Below are 21,395 nucleotides of genomic sequence, written 5' to 3' on the forward strand. Positions count from 1 at the left end.
TAAAACAAGTGCATGTCCGGATCGTAAAAAAACCCCGGCGGACCGGGGTTCTTGAGTGGGCTACGCGGGAATTCCGCGCACCCTTGCGCCGTTCCATGGCGCAGGCGGTCTCCAGCGGTCTTACCACTCGAAGCCGGTATCCTCTTCTTCGTAACCCGCGACTTCCTTCAGGGTCTCTTCCAGCGCACCGGGCGAGCTGCGCAGCCGCATGAAGCTGTTGTCACCCAGCATGCGCAGATCCGGGAAGTGCAGAGCCTTGCGGAAACGCATGTGCAGGGCCTCGACCTCGCCGCCGCGGACCAGGATCTCGATCGGCACCGTCGCGGTATGGCGGAACTCGCCCACGTCCACGATGCCAAGCTGGTGCAGATCGGCCGAGTCCTGGGCCGCCCCGTCGGACTCGCGCACGGCCACACCGATCACGGTCACGTCCTGGCCCGGAATATCCACCCGGTAGACCTCGCTGACCCCCGCAACCCGGTTGCCCAGGTTGCTGTCCAGCTCGCTCAACGCGCCCCTCCGGTTGCCATGGCTGGCCAGCTCGTAGGGCGCATCGAAGCGCTCCATGCCGAAGGTGTAGCGATAGCGATTCAGGTCGCGCTCGCTCATGCCGTCCTCGGACCCGAAGTCGCGCTCCGCTCCGAGAGTACTGGCCAGCCGGTCACTGACGCCGGATACGGGTGCGTCCAGGCGGTAGGCATGACGGAAATACTCCAGGTTGTTGTAACTCACCTGCAGTTCGCCATCGACGGCCGTCACGGCCACACGGATCGGGGCGATGTAGCCGCCGCGTTCCTCGGAGCCGGCCACCGCCAGCAGATCATCGTGGGTCACCACGACCACATGGCGGTCGTCACTGACCGGATATTCGCCCAGGAACCGGAAGTCGGCCCCCTCCAGGCGTTCCCGCACACTGGCGGCCTCGGCGGAGACATCCGTCCCCGATTCGGTGTAGGCCAGCACGAACGGACGGTAGTTGTCCGCCGCCACGGTCTGGCTCGCCGCGAACAGCGCAACCGCCGCGACCATGCCGACGGCGCGGACACTCCCGCGCAAGGCGTGGATTGCTCGCATGGCATCCTCCTTTGAATTCTCAGGTAAATCCGAGCGGAATGCTCGACAGAAAGAAGGGCCCGGGACGCACCCCCCGGTGCGTCCCGGACTTCAGAATCACCCGCCCTCCCTGGCGGATCCGACCTTCCCCTCAAGGTCGGCGCGCCCCTCCCGGGCGCGTGACACCGAAGCCCCGCGGCGGTCAGGCGACCGCCCCGGACCTCCCGATCAGAATCGGTACGCGTACCCGATCTCGAGCTCGTACTGCTCCATCTCGATCTTCACGTCGGTCCCCGGCTGCATCATGTGTGCTCCGGATACGCTATTGCTCGGAGCATACATGGCGGCGAAGTTCAGCTCATGCTGACCGAAAGCCTTGGTGAATCCGGCGGTGAAGTGGTCTTCCATCACGGCCGGCGCCAGGATATTGAGCGTTACGTCACGAGCGTGGATCGGATTCTGCCCTCGGTTGTAGCCCACACGCCAGGTCCAGTCATTGGCCGTCTCGAACTGGGCACCAATCTTGAATACGCCAATGTCTCGCCAGCCGAAGCCGGGCCCGCCTTCCGCGCCGAAAGGCATACCGGTCATGCTCGGATTGGAAATCGAATCAATCTCGGAATAGTTGATGCGCGTGTAGTCTGCGGAAACCGTGATACTCGGGGTTACCTCAACGGCGATGCCCAGACCGAGGGTCGATGGGATATCAAAGCTCCCGCCGTCTGCGAAGAGCCCACTGTAGTCATCAAATTCACTGTTTCGGATTTTGGTGCGATAACTACCACCGAGGGTCACGGTCTCCGCCAGTTCAGCCTGGAAACCAATCTGGGCTCCGTACCCCCAAGTGGTATCGGTTCCATTGTTCGTGAGGTTCTCGGGGTCACTGCTCATCCCCTGGAACGCCCCCAGGCCCTTCGCACTGAATCGCTGGTAACTGATGATCGGACTGAAGCCCACGCTGAATCCGCCGTTAGCCGATCGCTGAGCGTAGGTCGGGATAATCGCCAACTGCTCGAGGTCCACACCAGCCGGTCCTCCACAGAAGATCCCGCCACCCCCTTGATCGCAGGTCGGGTCACCGGTCATGTAGCCGGGGTAATCGGTGTTCATGCCGCCATTACCCAGCAGGGCAATACCCCAGGAGCGGTTCTCATCGATCTGTTGCACGTACCCGAACGAGGGAATGAAGAAATCTTCACTGCCGGAGTCGACGGTCATGGACCCCATCTGATTCTCGAAGGTCACCGAACGTTCGGGACGGAAATAGGCGAGGGAGCCGTCGATGCGGGTTTCCATGCCGGCGATGCCGGCGGGGTTGATGCCCGGGGCGTAGGAATCCTGGGAGATCGCCATCCCGACGCCCCCCATGCCCTTGGCCTTGGTGCCGTAGCCGTGGGCGAAGTAGCCGTTGGTGGCGTGCGCGACGCCGGCGGAGCCCATGGCCAGGCCGACCGCGATCGTCACCAGGCTGCGGCGAATGATGCGTGCTTCCATTTTGTATCTCCTTTGGTGGTCTTCTTGTTGTGTTGTGCGAACACCCCGGTTACGCGCGGCCCCCTTGTAATGCCGCCGGTCCGGTCTTGGTGGTGTCCCCACGGCCCGCGCCACGGTGACCGACCGTGTCGCGAGTTTTTCGGCAGGTCTGTTCAAGGGCACTCTTCGGAATGGCCTTGATAACCCTGCTCGAAACCTGAATATTCAAAAAGTCTTATTGATCCCCTGACGTGCGAAAGCCCCGGGGATGCCGGGGCTTTCGCTGGATACTACCACTATCGTTTTCAGGCTGTCTTCTCGTCTTCCGCCTCGTCGGCGTCGAAGTCGAAGGTGCCGACGTCTTCCCCGGCCATCTGCCGCTTGACGAACCCGACGTCGCTGCTGTTCAGCGCGAATGGGAACGACAGGATGTCCGTCGGGCTGGAATCGCCGTAAGGGCGATTGCAGGCCGAGACCTCCTCGTCCGACTTGCCGGGGCAGCCGGAGGTCTGGAACGGCTTGCCGGAGGCGATCAGTTCCTCGACCTCGGACTGCGGCAGACCGAAGTCCACCACCTGGCCGTCGGCGTTGAACTTCATGTCGTCGATGCGGCCACCGGCGTAGTCGATGACGAAGCGGCCCAGCTGCACGCGGCGCCACTGGTCACGCGGGACCGGGTTCCAGTCTTCCATCAGCGAGCCCTCTTCCGGGAAGAAGGCAAACATGTGGTTATGACCGCCCAGGTCGCGGATGCGCTGGCAGACCTGCAGGATCTCTTCCTCGGTCTCGCCCATGCCGCAGATCAGGTGCGCGCCGAACTTTTCCGGGCCGAAGATCTCGGCGGCCCACTCGATGGACTGCCAGTACTTGTCCCAGGTATGCGGGCTCTCCACCGACTTGCCACGGGTGCGCTCGAAGATCTCCGGGGTCACCGCGTCCAGCGCGACGGTGAAGATGTCCGCGCCCTTGTCGCGCAGGAGCTGGAGGTCTTCATAGCTCATGGTGGTCGGGTTCGACAGGATCGACACCGGGATATGGTTGACCTCGGCGACCCAGCGCTCCAGCAGCTCGACGGTGTCGGCATCGGAGTTCGGATGCGTGATCATGGAGATGCACATGCGCTCGAACTGACCGGCGTCGGCATGATTCTTCACGCGCTCGATCACCTCGTCGTACTTGGCGGTCGGCCAGTCGACGCGGATGAAGTTGCGATCGGCGTAGTCCCGCGATTCCTCGCGGTGGCGGGCCAGGCCGCAGTAGGAGCAGTTGGCGCGGCAGCCTTCCGGATAGGTCACCAGGAGGTTCAGGCAGTGCGTGCAGGACGTGCGATGCATGGTGCCCGGCACCAGGCCCAGCGTGATCGCGGCCGCGGTGGACATCTGCACGTACTCCGGCGAACGCATGTCCGGGGTCTTGATGTGATAGTCGGGCCGGTAAAAGTTGATCGGCGCGACCATCTCCTCTGCACTTGCACTCATGGGGTTCCTCCAGCGTTGTCTCGGGGATGCCAGGCATCCGTCGACCGGGTCCGATTACGCGGCCCGGTCACCATCGTTGAAATACTCGGAAAATGCAATCCATCCGCGGCGCTGGGTGGCGTCTTCCTGCGCCCGCGGGGTTCGCCAGTGTTCGTTGAGGAAGGCACGCCGTTCGCAGGCCCGCTCCAGCGCCGGCCCGTACTGGTCGCGCATCTCCTCGTCGTAGTCGGCAAAGGCCTCGGCATCGCCTTCCAGGTGGCCGATCGCGGCCTCGCCGGCGGCCTCGCCCGACACCACGGCGGCGGCGATGCCGGCGCCGGTGATGGGGTGGGTCAGCCCGGCGGCATCGCCGACGAACAGGACATCCCCCGCCACCAGCGACTCCCGCAGGCCGCCGACCGGGATCGCCCCGCCGGTGCGATAGCGGATCTCTTCGCCCAGCAGGCCCTGCTCCACAAGCTGGGCGTGCAGGGACTCCAGCGGGGCCTTAAGGTCACCGGCGATCCGCTTGTCGGCGCCCAGACCAAGGTTGGCCCATTCCCCCTTGGGGAACAGCCACGCGTAGCCACCCGGATAATCGTCGGAGAGCCAGACATCGGTTGCGGTATAGGCCTTTTTCAGCGGCACGGTGTACTGGCGCGTCTGCACCGTGGGCAGAGACTCCAGGCCGAGCGATTCGGCGACCGGAGAATGCGGACCGTCGGCGGCAATCAGTACGCGATAGCCGACCTCCTGCTCCGCGCCCTGATGTTTCACCCGGGCGACGTGACGCTCGGCATCCACCGCCATCAGCGGCGTGGAGGTGACCAGCTGCGCCCCATTCGCCTCGGCCGCTCGGATGATGGCGCGGTCGAACTCGCCGCGATCCACCATCAGGCCGGGGAAGTCGGAATGCTCGACGGTGCCGGAGGGCAGGAAGCTCTGCATGGAATCGATGCGCTGCAGCAGAACGCCCTCGGGCTTTGCATAAGCGCCCATCGGGTTGGGGATAAACTCGGCGCACTGCACCGGCTCGCCAAACGCCTTGTTGCGCTCGACCGCCAGCACCGACAGCCCGGCCGCGGCACATACGCGCGCGGCGGAGGCCCCGCCGGGCCCCAGCCCCACCACCAGGACATCGACCCTGGACGGCAGCATCAGCGAAGGCTCCCGGCGCGGCTCACTGCGCGGCCGCCGAGTCGACCTCGGCCTGCGCCAGGGCCGACTGGATGGCGGCGATGAAGTCGTCGGCCGTCAGCTGCAGCATCTCCACGTCGCGTTCCGCGAAGAAGGCGCGCACGCGATCCTCCATCTCGGCCTGCGGCGTATCGCGCAGGGCGGCTTCCAGGTCCGCGATGGTCCGCGCCGGCTTGACGAAGATATCGCCGGTAATCCAGAGCTGCTTGAGGCGCTTGCGCTCGGGATCGAGCGCCGCACCCACGCGCATCAGGCCACCGTCGGACTTGAAGATGCTCTCGAACATCGGGGCATCGGTCGCCGGGCGGTTGCGCTGGTACACCCACTCCTCGGTATCGATCTCGGCCAGGGCCGCGTCGAAGGCGCGACGCTCTTCCGGCAGCAGATCGGCGGCCTCGGTGCGCACACCGAACTCCTCGGCGAAGGCACGCGCGATGGCGTCCTTCACCACATCCAGGGCCGGCATCTCCTCCAGCAGCGTCGCCAGGTTCACGACCCGGTCCCGGGCGGACTCGATCGCCTTGTTCGAGAGCTTCTCGGCCGGAATGCGCAGGATGCGCAGCATGTCCTCGACATCGAATTCGATCAGCAGCGTGCCCTGATACATGATCGACTCGCCATCGAAGGCGCCGCCGGTACCGGAGATCTTGCGGCCATCGACCTCGATGTCGTTACGCGGGCGGAACTGCGCGTCCACGCCCAGCGAGCGCATGCCCGCGGCCGCCGCGTTGCAGATGCGGGCGGCGATCTGGCCCATGTCCGCCGTGCCGAGGAAGCGCTTGTCCAGGTACAGCTCCCAGCCGAGCTGCGTGGCATCGAAATAGATCGCACCGCCGCCGGTAATGCGCCGCTGGATCGCGATCCCGTGCTCCTTGCAGTACTCGGTGTTGATCTCCTGGTCGACGTTCTGGTGAAAGCCCACCAGCGCGCAGGGCTCGAACTGCAGGAAGCGCAGGGTATGCGGGGAAACGCCTTCCTGGTGACACTCCAGCAACGAGCGGTTGAAGGCCATGTTCTCGGCCGCCGGGCGCAGCCCGGTGTCCAGGACGCGCAGGGTCGTCTGATCGCGTTCAGGCATGACAGCCACCCCCGGATGCCACTTCGCCGCCTTCGGTCACGATGCGGATGCCGCCCAGGCCCTGGCGCGCCTTGCGCTCCTGTTCCCGACGGCGGGTCTCCTCCGCCACGATGGTGTCGAGGTCCAGCTCAACGCCGCTGCCGACGCCGGCGTCCTCGGCCATCACCTCGTCGCCGACCGCGATGGAACAGCAGGCCGGCGTGACCCGGACCTTCTTGCCCAGGCGCGCAGCGAGTTCCACCACACCCTCGGCCGGGTGCGCGATGCCGGACAGTCCCGCCATCACCGCGTAGCTGTCGATCTGGCTCTTGGCCTCGCCCGGCGGCCGGGCACACCCCAGCAGCAGCGACGTATCGCCCAGGCGCTCGCGCGCATCGTGGAAGAAGCGACCGACCGCGTGCACGTCCGGGGTCTCGAACGGACGGCTGGCCGGGGCGTAGAACGGCATGACCACCACCAGCACCACCGCGTCGGGCAGATGGCGCGCCAGCATCTCCAGCGCGTTCCACTCGCCCAGCAGCTTGCCGTAGTGCAGGCCGATCACGATATGGGGGACCACCTTCATGTTGGTGTTCACCAGGCTCTCGAGCGTCTGCTCGAAGTCATCCACGCTACGGCGCAGGTGATAGACCTGGGTGATCGTGTCCTGGGCACCGATCACGTCCATCATAGCCGCGTCGATGCCGGCCTGCTCCATGGACAACGCGATGTCGTCATCCACCAGCGCCGTGTGCATGGCAATACGGAACTCGGGGAACTCGTCCTTGATCCGGCGGATGGTGGAGTAGTACGGGTCGTACTCCACCTCGTTGCGATGGTTGGAGCCTCCGGTCAGCAGCATGCCCTGGGCCCCCGACTCGATCACACCATTCACCTGGCGCCAGAGATCCTCCGGGGTGCGGACGGGGATCATCGGCTCCAGGATCTTCGCCTTGCAGTGATCGCAGGCAAGCTTGCAGTCACCGCCGGTGATGGACATGGCCGGCCAGGCACTCTTGCCGCAATCGGCCAGTTCCGTCGACTGATAGGACTTGAACGTAGGGGTGTAGAAGTGCACCGAACCCGGGTCACCGCTGTGTCGCAGGCTGTGCTGGAGGTCATCAACCAGCGACGGATCGACAGGGACGTCCTCGAGGGGCTCGACCCGCTGGATTACATCGTTCCAGCTCGTCATGGGCGTTCTCCGGGTTCGGCGAATTTCTTGAAGGTTTTACTCGGGTATTACCGAAAAAAAGGGGCCGCCGACCTCGAGGGAACGGCGGCCCGGACCGGAACCGGGATCAGCAGCCGCCGAAACCGTCCGCTTCCATCTTGGCTTCGAAGGCCGCCAGGGCATCGGAGCCGGTCTTCAGATCACCGACTTCGCCGTCCCAGTCTTCCGGCTTCAGCTTGATCAGCCAGCCTTCGCCGTAGGGATCTTCGTTGATCAGCCCCGGATTGGCAGCAACCTTGTCATTGGTCTCGGTGACTTCACCGGTGACCGGGGTCTTCGCCGGACCTACCCACTTGCCGGATTCGACGGTGGTGCAGGACTTGTCCTTCTTGACCGTCTTGCCAACCTTCTTCGGGGTGTAGGACACGATCGTGCCCGCCAGCGAACAGGCGTAGGAAGTCAGGCCGACCGTCGCGGTACCGTCGCTTTCCTTGCGCACCCAAACGTTGTTTTCAACGTTGTACATCAGATCTTCCGGAATATCACAACCCCGAACTGCACCCATGTCTTCCTCCAGGAATATTCAAATAAAGCGGGAAAATTAAAACGTTATCGTTTTATCACTGCGTAGTATCAGGTCGGCTAGTTCGCTCGCCCGATTCACTTCATCGACTTCGTCGATGAGATCCGAAGACGCGTCGATTCTATACCCCGGCAGCGCGGGCTGGCAAACGTGCAGCCGCACTCCGGCGCGCTTCGCGTCCTGAATAAAATCCTTGATCAATTTGCCGTCTTCCATGGCCCGAAGGTCGTCCGCGACCCCCTTCTCCATCAGGCGCACGCCTTCCATAGTGAAGAAGATATAGACATCCACGTCCATGGACGCCATCACGGAACCGAGATAGAACGGGGTGGCACAGCGCCCCGGCGTCGACGGGCCCGAGGTCATGATGATCACGACCGTCTGCTCGTCGTTGTCCAGGTAGTAGTCGTCGTCGAGATTCGCCATGGTTTCGCTCACCGCAGCTTGCGCTGGCACTGGATGTCGTCATCCTTGGCCCGCTTGCAATAGCCTTCCTCGGCCTTGTCCCCGGTGAGGAACTCCTCCAGCGCCGCCTCGACCCCATTGGTCGGCTCGACCCGGGCGATCCAGGCATTGTACGGATCGGAGTTCAGCAGCACCGGATTCTCCAGCACCTCGTCATTGCCCTCGACGATCTTGCAGTCGATGAAGTTCGGAATCGGGCCTGCCCACTTGCCACTCTCGATGGTCGCCACCGGCTTGCCCGGGGGGCGTCGCGTGCCGGGGCGCCGGACGCGCACGTGGATGATCTTCCCCGCGATCGTCTGCGACAGGTCGGTCATCCCCACCGTCAGGGTGTCGTCGTCCTCGCGGCGCAGCCAGATCTGGAACTCGTCGTCGTAGAACAGTTCAGGGTGAAACTCGCAGCCGTTGCAATCCATGTTTCGCCTCGTTCCCGGGACCGAGCGGACCCGTGCCTCCACAAAAAACGGGCGCCAGGCGCCCGTCTTCTGAACTCGTCAATGGGCCATGCTGGGCATGGAGCCAGGGATCAGATGACCCCCTTCTCCTTCAGCAGACCGATCGAGTCACTCACGTTTTCGTGAATGCCCAGCTTGCGCGGGGACAGGCCCATGGCCAGACCCAGCAGCTGGGTGAAGTACAGCACCTTCACGTCGGTCTTGATCCCGAACTCGGTCTCGGCGCGCACCTGGTGCATCTCCAGACCGGAGTGGCAGGTCGGGCACTCGGTCGCGATCACTTCCGCGCCGGAATCCTCGGCCGACTGCAGCAGGTTCAGCACCAGCTGGGTCGAGGTGTCGGAATCCGACAGCGTATGTGCCCCGCCGCAGCAGGAGGTCTTCAGCGGATACTCTACGTTCACCGCACCGGCGGCACCCAGCAGGTCGTCCATGAAGTGCGGCTGGTAGCTGGAGTCAGAACCCGGGCCGTTGTCCTTCTCGGGGAAGATCTGGCGCGGCCGGGTATACATGCAGCCGTAGTAGTTGGCGACCTTGATGCCGTTCAGGCTCTTGGTCATCTTCTGCTTGATCCCCTCGGGACCCAGCTCTTCCATCAGCCACTCGAGCAGGTGCAGCGTGCGCACGTCGCCGCTGTAGACCGGGTCGTCCGACTTGCGTGCCAGATCCTGGACGGTATTCATCGCGTCCTCGGAGGTGGCGGTCTCGTACTCGGCCTTCTTCAGGTTGTGGTAGCAGCCGTTGCACGGCGCCATCACGGTGTCCATGCCCATCTGCTCGGAGGCGATCGCCATGTTCCGCGCGGACAGGTAGGTCTGCAGCATGGGATGGACGTTCTTCACCTCCATCGCGCCACAGCAGTTCCAGTCCCGCAGGTTCTCCATCTCGAGACCCAGCGCCTTGACCAGCACGCGGGTGGAGCGGTCGTACGGCCCACCGGAGCCCTCGAGCGCGCAACCCGGATAGTAAGCAACCTTAGCCATGAGCGGCCTCCTTCTGTTCGCGCACGTAATTCTTCAGCACGTCCCCGGTCTTGCCCCAGGACTTCGTGCGCGGCGTATGAATCGTGTTGAAGCCCATCGCCATCAGATGCTTCACCGGCAGGTGCTTCATCATGCGGAAGATGAACACCTTCAGCCATTCCTGCACCAGCGGCTGGCCGGTCTTCTTGAAGAAGTTCTGCATGACCTTGCCGTCTTCGATGCGGCCGGTCTTGTAGATCTGGTCGGCGAACTCTTCGTCGAAGTGCGTGGACGGGGCCTTCTCGGTGATCCCTTCCTCTTCCATCCAGTGCGCCAGGGCCTTCATCACACCTTCAGGCTTCACGTCCTTCGGGCAGATGTTCGTGCACTTGTTGCACGAGACGCACTGCCAGATGATGTCCTTGTCCTTGACCAGCTCTTCCTTCATGCCCAGGCGGGTCAGGTAGATCCAGTAGCGCGGATTGAACTGCACGTTCTGCGCGTACATCGTGCAGGAGTTCGTGCACGAACCACACTGCCAGCAGCGGTGGACGTTTTCGCCACCCGCGAAGCTCTGGATCTTCGATTCGAAATCGTCGTCGTAATCGCGCACCGTGCGCGGGGCGATCATGGTGTTCCAGTGGCCGGACACATCCACCCCGTCGACCACCAGCTCATCGTGCTGCTGGAGGCGCTCGTCCTCGATCAGTGCCTTTTCATGTATTGCCATGACGTCTCTCCGAAAACCTGTGTAGCCAGGCTCAAGTTCGTTCCGTTATTCAATGCAGCGACGCATCGGTTCCTTTCAGGCGACCTTCCGGGGAGTCGATCCCCAGCATCTTGACAGCCAGTTCCAGCGGGTCCTGCTTGGTACCGAACTGGTTGTCGATCATCCCCAGACTCATCGACAGCGACCGGGCATAGTCCGAATAGGCCTGCACCCAGACCAGGTCCGTCACGAACGGCAGGTCCCGATAGAAGCCCTCCTCGGCCAGCGCATCGAAAAACCAGCGCCGCGCCCCCTCGATCGCCCCGACGGAATCCCCGATGGGGATCGACCGGAGGGTGTCATTGCCGCGGATAAACTCCCGCAGCGCACCCGTCGTGGTCGACGTATCCCAGACCCAGCGACACGCCAGCGGCATGGCCTCGGGGTCCGCGAAGTGCAGGATCTCGGCACCGAAGTCCCAGATCGCTCGCCGCAGCTTCTTGTCGTCGGCCGCCAGGTCCGCGAACCCGGCGAGGCGCTCGTTGACCTCGACATCCGGCCGCACCAGCGCCCGAACCCCGTCGACCAGCGCACCCTGTCGTTCGGCCATCAACGAGCCCAGCTTGCGCCGGACCGAGAACACCAGACCGCCAAGGGTCCGGACATCTTCGGCATCGATCTCGTCGCCCTTGGCCACGATCGCGGCAAACACCTCGTGCTTCGACCGCAGGGCCTCGATGAAGGTCTCCAGTCCGTCGACCCCGCCGGCCTCGGCGATGGCCTCGTTCAGACTGTTAAGCTTCGTCGCAAGGATCTCCTTGTCGAAGCTGACCTCCAGCGGCTCCGGGGCAAGCCCGGAAGCCGCCGCGTCGCTAACGACCTCAGCCGGCTTTCTGAACCAGCGCATGCAGATCCGCAACCGCGCGACCACCAGCGGCGGCACCCTGGGCGATCGAGTCATCGATCGTCTCGGGACCGTAGGCCGCACCGCAGGAATAGACGCCCTTGCGGGTGGTGCCACAGGTGTTGGTGTACTGCTCGGCGCGCTCCAGGAAGCCGTGCTTCTCGAGCCCGACACCGAAGACCTGCGAGATCTCGGGATTGTCGGCGTTCGGGTCCATGCCGATCGCGTGCACCACGATGTCGAACGGGATGACGATCGGACGCTTGACCAGGGTGTCTTCGCCCTTGACCAGCAGGCGGCCATCACCAGAGGCCGTCACTTCGGCGATACGCGCCTTGACGAACTTGGTTTTGAACTCTTCCTGGGACTTCCAGTAGAACTTGTCTTCGTACAGGCCGAAGGTCCGGATGTCCATGTAGTAGATGAACACGTCGGTTTCCGGCGAGATCTCCTTGATCTCCATCGCCAGGTTGGCGGACACGGTGCAGCAGATCTTGGAGCACCACTCGCGGCCGATCTGGCGGTCACGGGAACCCACGCACAGCAGGATGCAGACCCGCTCGGGCACACGGCCGTCGGACGGGCAGGCGATCTTGCCGCTGGCGACCATCTGCTCCATCTGGGTGGTGGTCAGGACGTCTTCGTACGTCCCGAAACCCCACTCCGGCTTGTTGATGGAGTCGAAATGGGTAAAGCCGGTGGCGAGCACCACGGCGCCGGCCTGGACCGATTCGCCATTGGTCAGGGTCGCGGTGAAGTTGCCGGCTTCGCCGTCCAGCTTCTCGACCTTGGCGCCCTTGTGCACGGTGGCGTTCGAGTCATCCTCGACACGCTTGACCATGCGGCCGATGGCGTCCTTCGCCCACTCGCCGGAGGGCACCAGCTTGGCGTAGCCCGAGAGGATCGGGGCGCCCCCCAGGACGTCTTCCTTCTCGACCATCACGGCCTTGAAGCCAGCCGAGGTGACATTCGCGGCGGCGGCCAGACCGGCCGGGCCACCACCCACTACTAGAACGGTATCTTGCTGCATCAGACCTTGCCCCCGTAAGCGAGTTCAGGATTGTAGAGGTATTCGATATTGCCGGCCTCGACCTCCTTCAGGTACTCCTGGAAGGTCTTCTTGGCCTCGGACCAGGACATGCCCATCTTCTCGACCAGGTCCTCGCAGGGCGACGCATGCCACTGCAGCTGGACGATCTTGAACGGATCCGCACCGCAGGCCAGGGCCGCGAACTGGACTTCCGCCATGATCGGAATCTGGAAGTTCTGGTTGTGGGCCTTACCGATCCACTGGTTCTTGTCCATGGTGGTGACGCAGCCGGTGTCGTTGGCCAGCATCACGTCGGCGTTGGCTTCCTCGCGGGCCACGCGGATCTTGCGATCCATCGTGAACGAGCGGGTGAACTCGCGCTCGGAGATGATGTGGCGGAAGCCGAAGCCGCAGCAGTCGTACCAGGTCGAGTAGTCGATCACCTGCGCACCCAGGGCCTGGGCGGTGGAGGTGATGATCGCGGTACGGTTGCCACCCAGCACGGACGGATCGTACACCGCGTCCTCGTGCACCATCTTGTAGTAATGGCAGGCCACGTGGGCGGTCGTGCGGATATTGGAGACGTCGATGGTCTGCAGCTCGGAGGCAATGCGGTTGCGCATCACGTGCACCCACTCGGAGTAGTGGATGATCTCTTCCGGGATGACCAGCTTTCCGTCGACCAGGCGCCCCAGCTTGCCAAGGATCTTGGTGACCTTCTCGCGCAGCTCGGCGGACTCCACCAGATACTTGCGGATCTCCTTGTAGTTACCGAAGGAGGTGCCGCAATGGACCAGCGGGTAGAAGTGACCCAGCTCATGCCCGTGCTGCTTGCCGGAGACGTAGGCCTGGTGGAAGTTGCGCAGGAACACCGCCGCCAGCGACTCGACGTTCCCGATACCGGAGCCGTGGTAGTTCCACGCGGTGCAGGAGGTCTGGTCGGTCTCGTCCAGGTAGTCCTTGCCCGGCTCGAAGCCGAACTTGTTCATGAACCACAGCAGCGAGGTCGGGTAGCCCGGGATGTTGCCGCACTGGCCGCAGGACTTGTGGTGCCACAGCTGCTTGGTCGGGACCTTCTTCTCCCAGCCGAACAGGGTGTTCACCGACATCGGCTCGTGCTGATCCTCGATGCGATGGATGATGATCTGGCCGTCCTTCTCGAGCTCGTACATGTGCTCGCGGACGTCATCCATGCGATCACCAAGATCGATGGTGCGGCGGTCGACGTGCTTGCGCACCCAGTCGGTGGCCTTGACCGCGTCTTCCTTCGACAGATCGGTCGACTGGAAGAACGAACCGTGACCGGCAATGCCCTGGCCGTCGGTGTTGTGGTAGCCCGGCTTCATGGTGCCGGCGCCAGCGCCTTCACCATTCTGGTTGTGATTGCCTGGGGTCTGTTCACTCATAACGCTTCTCCTGATGTCTTGGATGCGGGATTCGGCGAGCGACTTACTCGTCGTCTTCCTCTTCCTGCTCCTCGAGCCAGTCTTCGTAGTCCTCGCGCTTCTCGTCGATGAAGTCTTCGATCACGTCGAAGAGGTTCTCGTCCATCAGCTCGAGGGACTTCAGGACCCCGGTCATTTCCCAGATGGTGTACATCTCGACCGAGGTCTTCAGGGACACTTCCCAGGCGGTCTCGACCGTCTGCAGCGTCTTCACCGGAATCGCCTTGCGCAGGATGCGCAGATCGCCTTCCACCTTCTGGATGTTGGGGCCCCAGTCAGGGAAGTGATCGGGCTGGATCATGTCGGGGGACAGCTGGTTACCCGTGGTGATCAGCTTGAGCATGACGCGGCCGAACGGACGGAGTACGTCCTTCGCGGACTGCATCTCGTGCTTGATGGCCACTTCGCGCATGATCGCGACCAGGCCACCGGGAGAGTTCTTGAACGGGCAGCGCGCCGCACAGGTCATGCACTGGGCGCAGGCCCAGATCTTTTCCTGCATCGCGTCGTAGATCTGCTCGACGTTCTCGGTCCAGAGCAGCTGGACGATCTCGCGTGGCGAGTAATCGTAGAACTGGGCGGACGGGCACGTGGCCGTGCAGATCCCGCAGTTCAGGCAGCCGTTGAGCTCGTGGTCGTAGCGAAAATCTCCGCGGATATCGTCGAAGATTTGCTGCATCTCAGCGTATGTCGCCATATCTCACACCTCTTCGCTTTAGGCGATGCAGGTTTCTTTGTGAACCTTGCGCAGCCAGCCTAGACCTCGTCCAGGCACCAATCCAGTTACCGCATGGCAACCGTCGTTATTCAGGATTCGGGGCGGTCAACCCTTGCGGATTGCCGCCCCGAATCAAGCGTTTGAAACGCTTCAGGCCTTCTTTACGAGGAAGTAGAACTTGCCGCCTTCTTCCTTGTGTTCCATCAGCTCGTTGCCGGTCTGCTTGGCGAAGGCCTGGAAGTCCTTCACGGCGCCCGGATCGGTGGCGATGATATGCAGAACCTGGCCGGCGTCCATCGCGGCGAGCGCCTTCTTGGCGCGCAGAATGGGCAGCGGGCAGTTCAGGCCGGAAGCATCGAGTTCTTGGTCAAAGTTGGCCATCGTTTCTCTCCTTTGAGTGCGTTTTATCAGTCGGGTACTGCAGTCCGAATCGGGCCCTGAACGCGACAGCCTCGACCGAACAGTTACCTGCCGAATTCCCCCTTATAGGCGAAACGGCATCGGAATACAACCGAATTCTAATCCGGGCTTACCACCGGCTTGCCCGTCTGTGCCCAGCCGACGATGCCGCCCCGCAGGCTGCTGGCGCAGTCGACACCCTGCTGGGCGAGAAAGGCACAGGCCTGCGCGGATCGGGCGCCACTCTGGCAGTAGATCACCAGCGGCGTGTCGTCGCCGGTGAACTCGTCCTTGCGCATCGGCAGGGTCGCCAGCGGGATCAGCTCGGCACCCGGAATGACCCCGCGCCCGGTCTCGCCCGGCGAGCGCACGTCGAGCAGGCGAAAGGTCTTGCCTTCGCTGCGCCACTGCTCCAGTTCGTCCGGGGTGATCTCGCTGAATCCGTACACGCTGTGCTCCGGGTCGTCTCGTCGTGGAATGCGAACTCTCGCGACTCCCGCCGGCATGCCTTCGGCGCTGACAGCGCAAGAGTGGGCGCGGAGCATAGCGAAACCGGCCGCAAATGCAAACAAGTCCGACGGCGGGCAGGTGGATGGTCGCCCGTGGCGAAAAGTTCTGCTATGGTCGCTCCCGCTTCAGGAAACGCTGATGCATACTGATCAGCTTCATTGCTTCGCGGAGGATATCCCGGTGGACAAGAGCGAATTCCAGGTGGACGGCCATTACGCCGTCACGCTGAAAGACGAAAACGGCAAGCTGCGCCCCGCCAACATCTATGTGCACGACATGCAGGACGACTACATGATCGCGCGCCGCACCTCCGGTGGCGACGTCGGCCTGCTGTTCAAGATGGGCTACGACGACATCGTTAAGAAGGTCCGGACTCACAAGGTACTGGATCGCAAGAAGTTCATGGTGCCCGAGGCGATGCTCAAGCCGAAGCTGTGGGAAACCCGTGACAGCATGCGCACCTATTCGTCGGCCCCGGGGCTTGGCAAGTAACTACGCCTCCCGGCATTGCCGCAATGCAGGGCCGGCGCCCGCCGGCCCTCGCGGCCTGCTGTTTATTGCTCATTTCCTGCTCGCCGCGCTGCTGGCGCTGGCACTACTGGCGGCCCCGCCCGCCCACTCCGGCGGGGTCTCCCTCCCTGATCTCGGCGAGGCCTCCGGCGGCGTCCTGACCCCCGCCGAAGAACGCGAGCTCGGTCGCTCGCTGCTGCGCGAGATCCGCCGCACCGCCCCGCTGGTCACCGACCCCGAGGTCGTGTTCTACGTGGACTCGCTCGGGCGCCAGCTCCTGGCTAACGCCCCCAGTGCAGACGGCCCCTTCTACTTCCTGACCGTAGACAACGGCCAGGTCAACGCCTTTGCGATGCCCGGGGGCATCATCGGCATTCACGCCGGACTGATCCTCGAGGTACGCGATGAAGCCGAACTGGCGGCGGTCATGGCACACGAGATCGCCCATGTGACCCAGCGTCACCTGGCGCGCATGTTCGCGCGCGGGCGCGACATCAACTTCACCACCGGCCTGGCGATCCTGGCGGGCATCCTCGCCTCCGCGGTCGACCCGACGCTGGGCTCGGCGGTCATCACCGGCGGCGTGGCCGGCGGCATCCAGCAGCAGATCAACTTCACCCGCGCGAACGAGGCCGAGGCCGACCGCGCCGGCATGCAGATCCTGCAAGGCACCGGGTTCGACCCGCACGCGATGGCGGATTTCTTCGAGCGGTTGCAGGAGCTCTCGCGCGGGGTCGGCGACCAGGTACCGGAATACCTGCGCACCCACCCGGTAACCCTCGACCGCATCACCGATGCCCGCAACCGGGCCAGCCAGATGGCCGCGACCGAAACCCGCGCCCGCGGGCCCGAATTCGAATGGATGCAGGCCCGCGTGCAGGCCCTGAAAGACCCGCGCCGCACCCTGGAGCGCTTTCGCGCGACGGACTCCCCATCCCCCGCGCGGCGCTATGGCGCAGCCGTCGCCTATCTCGAGCGCGGAGAGGCCACCCGCGCGCGCGAACAACTGGAACGGCTCGATGCCGCCGACGCCCCCGGGCTGACCCTCGAGCTGGCGTTCGCCGCCCTGCTGCGCGAGGAGGGCGAACATGAACAGGCCCTCGAGCGGCTGCAGGACCTGGACGCGGTGTACCCCGGCCACCCGGTGATCCGGGAACGCCTCGCCCGCGTACACCGGGATCTTGGCCAGCCCGATCGCGCGATCCGCATCCTGTCGGACATGATCCGCCAGGAGGCCGCCCCCAACCCGGAGCTGCTGCGCCTGCAGGCCGACATCGCGGACGGCGCGGGCTATGTTGCAATCAGCCGCGAAGCCATGGCCGAATACTTCTTCCACCGCGCTCAGTATGAAGAAGCGGTCCGCCAGTTCGAGGCCGCCATGGACGCCTCGGATGCCAGCGATCGGGACCGCCAGCGTATCGAGGACAAGCGTGACTCCGCCCGCGAGACCGCGCGCGAGGCCCGCGAGGGGCGGCGCTAGGGAATGCACGCCGGAAACGGATCGTCTACCTCGCGTCGCAAAATGTCTTTACTGCCATTCACCACCAACCCGGAATAGAGAGGTAGGATTCCTCATGCACATCTCACGCCGAGAATTCATGCAGTTGCTGGCCGCCGCCAGCGCCGCCGGTTTCCCCCTGGGCACCGCTGCCTGCAGCAACAACAAGGGCGGCACCGCGGGTGATCCCTACGATGCGCTGGATCGCTTCGGCAACGTGCACCTGCTGCACTACACCGACTGCCACGCCCAGCTGAAGCCGATCTACTTCCGCGAACCGAACATGAACCTCGGCGTGGCCGACATGCGCAATCGCCCGCCGCATATCGTGGGCGAGCACTTCCTCAAGCACTACGACATCGAGCGCGACAGCATCTACGCGCACGCCTACACCAATCTCGACTTCATGGAAGCGGCCGAGAAATACGGTCGTGTGGGCGGCTTCGCGCACCTCAAGACCCTGGTCGACAAGCTGCGTGACTCCCGCCCGAACGCCCTCCTGCTGGATGGCGGCGATACCTGGGGCGGCGGCTCCGGCTCCGCGCTGTGGACCAACGCGCAGGACATGGTGGATGCACAGAAGCTGCTGGGCATCGACATCATGACCGGCCACTGGGAATTCACCTACGGCGCCGACCGCGTCGAAGAGGTCGTGAACGGCGACTTCGCCGACGCAGGCATCGACTTCGTGGCCCAGAACGTGCGCGACGTGGACTGGGGTGATCGGATCTTCAAGCCCTACGTGATCCGCGAGATGAATGGCGTGAACGTGGCGGTCGTAGGTCAGGCCTTCCCCTACACCCCCATCGCCAACCCGCGCTGGATGGTGGAGCAGTGGTCCTTCGGCATCCGCCCGGACGACATGCAGGAACAGGTCAACGCGGCCCGCGCGGAGGGCGCCGAGATCGTCGTCGCCCTGTCGCACAACGGCATGGACGTGGACATCAAGATGGCCGGTATGGTCGAGGGACTGGACGCCATCATGGGTGGCCACACCCACGACGCCGTGCCGCAGCCGCTGCCGGTGGAGCGGCCCGATGGCGGCACCTGCCTGGTCACCAACGCCGGCTCCAACGCCAAGTTCGTCGGCGTGCTGGACTTCGACTTCCGCGACGGCGCGATCCAGGACTGGGAATACCGCCTGGTGCCGGTGTTCGCCGAGATGCTGCCGGAACACCCGGGCATGGCCTCGTTCATCCACAACATGCGCAACAGCGAGGTCACCTGGAAGGGCGAAACCTTCAACATGGAGGAAAAGCTGTCCGAAGAACTGGCGGTCACCGACGACCTGCTTTACCGCCGCGGCAATTTCAACGGCACCTTCGACCAGTTGATCTGCGACGGCCTGATCGAATACAACGACGCCCAGATCTCCTTCTCCCCGGGCTTCCGCTGGGGCACCACGGTGCTGCCGGGCATGCCCATCACCTTCGAGCACGTGATGGACCAGACCGGCCTGACCTATCCGGAGATGACCCGCAACACCTTCACCGGGGCCCAGATCAAGGACATCCTGGAAGACGTCGCGGACAACCTCTACAACGCCGACCCCTTCTACCAGCAGGGCGGCGACATGGTGCGCGTCGGCGGCCTGAAATATGCCATCGATCCGACCGCCGAGATCGGCAACCGGATCTCCGAGATGGAACTGGACGGCCGCAAGCTGGATGCCGACAAGGAATACGTCGTCGCCGGCTGGGCCAGCGTGCAGCAGAATGTTCCGGGCGGTGTCGGGGTCGACATCTGGGATGGTGTCGCCGAATACCTGCGCAGCCTGGACGGCAACGTACGCATCAGCGACCTCAACGAACCCAAGGTCACGGGTATCGGCGAGGACAACCTCGGTTTCGTCCCGACCACCGAGGACATGTACCGCCGCTCCTGATCGGTTGCCGGCACCCGTCCGGGCCCGACCCGGAACGAGAAAGCCCCGCTCATGCGGGGCTTTTTTGTGGCTGCGCGGCTCTCGACAGCCGTGCTTGACCGGTTACCACCGGAAGCCAAGACCGAGCGATCACGCCTGGACGTCAGACGTTCACCCAGCGCCCGCTGGCATCGCGGCAGGCCGTGCCCGTGATGGTCTCCGGATATCCGTCCATCGTCGCCTGCACCTGATACTCGCGGCAGTCCTGCCCCGAGGAACGGTAGGTGCGGGTGGGCGTGGCCTGATACTGATGCCCGGTGTTCGGATTGCGCCAGGTCGAGCTCTGCCGGTCCGGGACCGTCTCCAGCGTGCGCGACACCCGCATCCGGTCGACATCGTCCATGCTGCGCCCCACCGAACCGCCGATCGCCGCACCCGCCAGGGTGCCGGCAATGATCGCGGCGGTACGCCCGCGCCCGCCACCGATCTGACTGCCGATCGCGCCCCCGGCGGCCCCGCCGATCAGGGCCCCGGTCTGCTGCTTGCTGATCGTCTGACACCCCACCAGCAGTGCCACCGCACCCGCCAGTGCCAGCATCATCAGGATTTTGCTCATCATCTGTGCCTCCATTGCGCCGCCATCCGGCCACGCGATCACTTGACACATTCCAGCCTAGGCCTGCTTGGCTGAACCCTTCGTGAAGAGACCCGCGATGCGGCAGCCGGGACCGAATGTGACCTCCAGAGGGCAAAATTCCCAACCCGATCAAAACACGTACGCGAAACCCCGTATTCACCTCTCAAAATCACCCCCCTGCTCTGGCCCCCGGGTGCGCTCCCCTCCTAGACTGCATCCCGACAACCGACACCCCCGGTGAAGCGAGGAACGTGACCATGATCAAGAAGATACTTGCCACGGCCGCTGTTGCAGGCCTGTTCGCAACCAACCCCCTGATGGCGCAATCCGTCGGTACGACGGGCGGCCCCGCTGCGGCTGCCCCGTCCAGCGCCAGTTCCAGCGCGAGCGCCCCGCAGGGCCGCGCCAATGCGCCGGTGGCGGGCGGCTCTCCGTCCGGCGGCATCTCCGCGGCCGCTCGGTCCGAACCGGGCGCGATCTCGCGCATCGCCACCCGCTCCGGCCGTCTGGTCGGCCTGATTGCGTCGACCGGCACCACGCCGGGCACGGGCACCACCCCGGGTAGCGGCACCACCCCGGCTACGGGCACCCGGTAACGCCAGCCCATGCGGACCAATCCGCTCTTCCCTCGCGAAGGCCGCCTCCGGGCGGCTTTCGCATGTCTGGGCCTGGGAATTTTCGTGAGCCTGGTCACGGGCTGCGGCAGCGGGGGCCCCACCCCGCTCGGGGCATCCCTGCAAGGGATGGTTTCCGGAGGCCCGGACGTGACCTCCCGCGCCGAGGAGCTCCCGTACGCATCCCTCGCGGTCCACACCGAGAACCACCGCGGGCTGCTGATCCTCGGGGCGATGGCGAATGGGCACACGTACTGGCCAAGCGCCGAGGGACTGTCGCTCCAGTTGCGCGACGGGGGCCTCTTCGCCACGGCCGGTATGGGTCGCGACCTGCTCGGCACCCACTACCCGGGCATGGACGATTCCCCCTGGCGGAGTACCTCTCCCGCCAGCTACGACATCGAGCGCCACGTCCGCGACGCCTCGGGGACCGTGGTGCGCCACATCGGTGAGGGCACGCTCGAATGCAGTGCCCCCACTACGCGGGAACTGCCCCTGGCCACTCTGGAACTCGAGCGCTGTCACGAACGGATCGACTGGAAACAGGCCGGCACCACCCGCGCCGAGTTCTGGCGCGATCCCGAAACCCGCGATCTCTGGGAGTACGACGGTCAGGCCTGGCCGGACGGTCCCGCGATCGCCTGGCAGGTGGCGCGCCCCTGGTGGTAGCCGCGGCTGGAG

The 21,395-nt window shown here is 64.4% G+C and carries 23 protein-coding genes; 5 read left to right on the forward strand and 18 right to left on the reverse strand.

Annotation, left to right across the window (positions count from 1 at the left end; translation table 11 throughout):
- Positions 1 to 120 precede the first annotated feature (120 nt).
- From D105_RS0111840 to D105_RS0111920, 17 genes are all read right to left on the reverse strand, one after another.
- The gene (locus tag D105_RS0111840) at positions 121 to 1,074 is read right to left on the reverse strand and encodes a hypothetical protein (RefSeq protein WP_018878540.1); all 954 of its coding nucleotides are present in this window, start codon (positions 1,072 to 1,074) and stop codon (positions 121 to 123) included.
- A gap of 207 nt (positions 1,075 to 1,281) precedes the next feature.
- A complete protein-coding gene (locus D105_RS0111845) occupies positions 1,282 to 2,547 on the reverse strand; it encodes an OmpP1/FadL family transporter (protein ID WP_018878541.1) in 1,266 nt (421 codons plus the stop codon).
- Positions 2,548 to 2,831: 284 nt separating this feature from the next.
- On the reverse strand, positions 2,832 to 4,004 hold the full coding sequence (locus D105_RS0111850; RefSeq protein ID WP_018867543.1) for a radical SAM protein: 1,173 nt from the start codon (positions 4,002 to 4,004) through the stop codon (positions 2,832 to 2,834).
- 54 nt (positions 4,005 to 4,058) lie between these two features.
- Complete coding sequence (locus tag D105_RS0111855) at positions 4,059 to 5,141, reverse strand: NAD(P)/FAD-dependent oxidoreductase (protein WP_018877056.1); 1,083 nt, start codon at positions 5,139 to 5,141, stop codon at positions 4,059 to 4,061.
- Between the two features lie 22 nt (positions 5,142 to 5,163).
- Positions 5,164 to 6,258, reverse strand: a complete 1,095-nt coding sequence (locus tag D105_RS0111860; protein WP_018877057.1) for a biotin/lipoate A/B protein ligase family protein — start codon at positions 6,256 to 6,258, stop codon at positions 5,164 to 5,166.
- Positions 6,251 to 7,432: a radical SAM protein gene (locus tag D105_RS0111865; protein WP_018877058.1), complete on the reverse strand. Its 1,182-nt coding sequence runs from the start codon at positions 7,430 to 7,432 to the stop codon at positions 6,251 to 6,253. The genes D105_RS0111860 and D105_RS0111865 overlap by 8 nt, the downstream gene beginning before the upstream one ends.
- A 106-nt stretch (positions 7,433 to 7,538) precedes the next feature.
- Positions 7,539 to 7,976, reverse strand: a complete 438-nt coding sequence (locus tag D105_RS0111870; RefSeq protein ID WP_012982053.1) for a glycine cleavage system protein H — start codon at positions 7,974 to 7,976, stop codon at positions 7,539 to 7,541.
- Positions 7,977 to 8,012: 36 nt separating this feature from the next.
- Positions 8,013 to 8,420, reverse strand: coding sequence for a DsrE family protein (locus D105_RS0111875; RefSeq protein ID WP_026279299.1), 408 nt, complete (start codon positions 8,418 to 8,420; stop codon positions 8,013 to 8,015).
- 8 nt (positions 8,421 to 8,428) lie between these two features.
- Entirely contained in the window at positions 8,429 to 8,875 is a 447-nt protein-coding gene (locus tag D105_RS0111880) for a glycine cleavage system protein H (protein ID WP_018867548.1), read from the reverse strand.
- A 110-nt stretch (positions 8,876 to 8,985) separates the two neighbouring features.
- Positions 8,986 to 9,897, reverse strand: a complete 912-nt coding sequence (locus tag D105_RS0111885) for a CoB--CoM heterodisulfide reductase iron-sulfur subunit B family protein (RefSeq protein WP_018867549.1) — start codon at positions 9,895 to 9,897, stop codon at positions 8,986 to 8,988.
- The gene (locus D105_RS0111890) at positions 9,890 to 10,606 is read right to left on the reverse strand and encodes a 4Fe-4S dicluster domain-containing protein (RefSeq protein WP_018867550.1); all 717 of its coding nucleotides are present in this window, start codon (positions 10,604 to 10,606) and stop codon (positions 9,890 to 9,892) included. The genes D105_RS0111885 and D105_RS0111890 overlap by 8 nt, the downstream gene beginning before the upstream one ends.
- Before the next feature lie 49 nt (positions 10,607 to 10,655).
- Positions 10,656 to 11,528, reverse strand: coding sequence for a hypothetical protein (locus D105_RS0111895; RefSeq protein WP_018878542.1), 873 nt, complete (start codon positions 11,526 to 11,528; stop codon positions 10,656 to 10,658).
- The gene (locus D105_RS0111900) at positions 11,467 to 12,495 is read right to left on the reverse strand and encodes an FAD-dependent oxidoreductase (protein WP_018877060.1); all 1,029 of its coding nucleotides are present in this window, start codon (positions 12,493 to 12,495) and stop codon (positions 11,467 to 11,469) included. The genes D105_RS0111895 and D105_RS0111900 overlap by 62 nt, the downstream gene beginning before the upstream one ends.
- A gap of 23 nt (positions 12,496 to 12,518) precedes the next feature.
- On the reverse strand, positions 12,519 to 13,925 hold the full coding sequence (locus tag D105_RS0111905; protein ID WP_018867553.1) for a heterodisulfide reductase-related iron-sulfur binding cluster: 1,407 nt from the start codon (positions 13,923 to 13,925) through the stop codon (positions 12,519 to 12,521).
- A 43-nt stretch (positions 13,926 to 13,968) separates the two neighbouring features.
- Positions 13,969 to 14,643 carry a 4Fe-4S dicluster domain-containing protein gene (locus tag D105_RS0111910; protein ID WP_017941141.1) on the reverse strand — a complete coding sequence of 225 codons (675 nt, stop codon included), beginning with the start codon at positions 14,641 to 14,643 and terminating at the stop codon, positions 13,969 to 13,971.
- Between the two features lie 189 nt (positions 14,644 to 14,832).
- The gene (locus D105_RS0111915; RefSeq protein WP_017941140.1) at positions 14,833 to 15,063 is read right to left on the reverse strand and encodes a sulfurtransferase TusA family protein; all 231 of its coding nucleotides are present in this window, start codon (positions 15,061 to 15,063) and stop codon (positions 14,833 to 14,835) included.
- 137 nt (positions 15,064 to 15,200) lie between these two features.
- The gene (locus D105_RS0111920) at positions 15,201 to 15,530 is read right to left on the reverse strand and encodes a rhodanese-like domain-containing protein (RefSeq protein ID WP_018867554.1); all 330 of its coding nucleotides are present in this window, start codon (positions 15,528 to 15,530) and stop codon (positions 15,201 to 15,203) included.
- A 199-nt stretch (positions 15,531 to 15,729) separates the two neighbouring features.
- Between D105_RS0111920 and D105_RS0111925 the strand changes: the two genes are divergently transcribed.
- From D105_RS0111925 to soxB, 3 genes are all read left to right on the forward strand, one after another.
- Positions 15,730 to 16,083 (forward strand): hypothetical protein, encoded by a 354-nt coding sequence (locus D105_RS0111925; protein WP_018867555.1) that lies wholly within the window; start codon positions 15,730 to 15,732, stop codon positions 16,081 to 16,083.
- 76 nt (positions 16,084 to 16,159) lie between these two features.
- Positions 16,160 to 17,581, forward strand: a complete 1,422-nt coding sequence (locus D105_RS0111930; RefSeq protein ID WP_026280479.1) for a M48 family metalloprotease — start codon at positions 16,160 to 16,162, stop codon at positions 17,579 to 17,581.
- A 94-nt stretch (positions 17,582 to 17,675) separates the two neighbouring features.
- A complete protein-coding gene (soxB, locus tag D105_RS0111935; RefSeq protein ID WP_018878544.1) occupies positions 17,676 to 19,484 on the forward strand; it encodes a thiosulfohydrolase SoxB in 1,809 nt (602 codons plus the stop codon).
- 142 nt (positions 19,485 to 19,626) lie between these two features.
- On the opposite strand, the gene D105_RS0111940 is transcribed toward soxB, so the two are convergent.
- Positions 19,627 to 20,064: an RT0821/Lpp0805 family surface protein gene (locus tag D105_RS0111940; protein ID WP_026280480.1), complete on the reverse strand. Its 438-nt coding sequence runs from the start codon at positions 20,062 to 20,064 to the stop codon at positions 19,627 to 19,629.
- Positions 20,065 to 20,357: 293 nt separating this feature from the next.
- On the opposite strand from D105_RS0111940, the gene D105_RS14845 reads away from it, so the two are divergent.
- Both D105_RS14845 and D105_RS0111950 read left to right on the forward strand, forming a co-directional pair.
- Complete coding sequence (locus D105_RS14845; protein ID WP_081619310.1) at positions 20,358 to 20,696, forward strand: hypothetical protein; 339 nt, start codon at positions 20,358 to 20,360, stop codon at positions 20,694 to 20,696.
- A 147-nt stretch (positions 20,697 to 20,843) separates the two neighbouring features.
- Positions 20,844 to 21,383, forward strand: a complete 540-nt coding sequence (locus tag D105_RS0111950; RefSeq protein WP_026280481.1) for a YjbF family lipoprotein — start codon at positions 20,844 to 20,846, stop codon at positions 21,381 to 21,383.
- The last annotated feature ends 12 nt before the right edge of the window (positions 21,384 to 21,395 follow it).

It is taken from the genome of Thioalkalivibrio sp. ALE28 (assembly GCF_000377425.1).
Lineage (GTDB): Bacteria > Pseudomonadota > Gammaproteobacteria > Ectothiorhodospirales > Ectothiorhodospiraceae > Thioalkalivibrio.

Excerpts from the sequence above, each read along its gene's own strand:
- soxB (WP_018878544.1), top strand. The coding sequence starts at position 17,676 with ATGCACATCTCACGCCGAGAATTCATGCAGTTGCTGGCCGCCGCCAGC.
- D105_RS0111880 (WP_018867548.1), bottom strand. The coding sequence starts at position 8,875 with ATGGATTGCAACGGCTGCGAGTTTCACCCTGAACTGTTCTACGACGAC.
- D105_RS0111850 (WP_018867543.1), bottom strand. The coding sequence starts at position 4,004 with ATGAGTGCAAGTGCAGAGGAGATGGTCGCGCCGATCAACTTTTACCGG.
- D105_RS0111885 (WP_018867549.1), bottom strand. The coding sequence starts at position 9,897 with ATGGCTAAGGTTGCTTACTATCCGGGTTGCGCGCTCGAGGGCTCCGGT.
- D105_RS0111870 (WP_012982053.1), bottom strand. The coding sequence starts at position 7,976 with ATGGGTGCAGTTCGGGGTTGTGATATTCCGGAAGATCTGATGTACAAC.
- D105_RS0111845 (WP_018878541.1), bottom strand. The coding sequence starts at position 2,547 with ATGGAAGCACGCATCATTCGCCGCAGCCTGGTGACGATCGCGGTCGGC.
- D105_RS14845 (WP_081619310.1), top strand. The coding sequence starts at position 20,358 with ATGATCAAGAAGATACTTGCCACGGCCGCTGTTGCAGGCCTGTTCGCA.
- D105_RS0111905 (WP_018867553.1), bottom strand. The coding sequence starts at position 13,925 with ATGAGTGAACAGACCCCAGGCAATCACAACCAGAATGGTGAAGGCGCT.
- D105_RS0111950 (WP_026280481.1), top strand. The coding sequence starts at position 20,844 with ATGGTTTCCGGAGGCCCGGACGTGACCTCCCGCGCCGAGGAGCTCCCG.
- D105_RS0111875 (WP_026279299.1), bottom strand. The coding sequence starts at position 8,420 with ATGGCGAATCTCGACGACGACTACTACCTGGACAACGACGAGCAGACG.
- D105_RS0111940 (WP_026280480.1), bottom strand. The coding sequence starts at position 20,064 with ATGATGCTGGCACTGGCGGGTGCGGTGGCACTGCTGGTGGGGTGTCAG.
- D105_RS0111860 (WP_018877057.1), bottom strand. The coding sequence starts at position 6,258 with ATGCCTGAACGCGATCAGACGACCCTGCGCGTCCTGGACACCGGGCTG.
- D105_RS0111925 (WP_018867555.1), top strand. The coding sequence starts at position 15,730 with ATGCATACTGATCAGCTTCATTGCTTCGCGGAGGATATCCCGGTGGAC.
- D105_RS0111910 (WP_017941141.1), bottom strand. The coding sequence starts at position 14,643 with ATGCAGCAAATCTTCGACGATATCCGCGGAGATTTTCGCTACGACCAC.
- D105_RS0111855 (WP_018877056.1), bottom strand. The coding sequence starts at position 5,141 with ATGCTGCCGTCCAGGGTCGATGTCCTGGTGGTGGGGCTGGGGCCCGGC.
- D105_RS0111915 (WP_017941140.1), bottom strand. The coding sequence starts at position 15,063 with ATGGCCAACTTTGACCAAGAACTCGATGCTTCCGGCCTGAACTGCCCG.
- D105_RS0111840 (WP_018878540.1), bottom strand. The coding sequence starts at position 1,074 with ATGCGAGCAATCCACGCCTTGCGCGGGAGTGTCCGCGCCGTCGGCATG.
- D105_RS0111890 (WP_018867550.1), bottom strand. The coding sequence starts at position 10,606 with ATGGCAATACATGAAAAGGCACTGATCGAGGACGAGCGCCTCCAGCAG.
- D105_RS0111865 (WP_018877058.1), bottom strand. The coding sequence starts at position 7,432 with ATGACGAGCTGGAACGATGTAATCCAGCGGGTCGAGCCCCTCGAGGAC.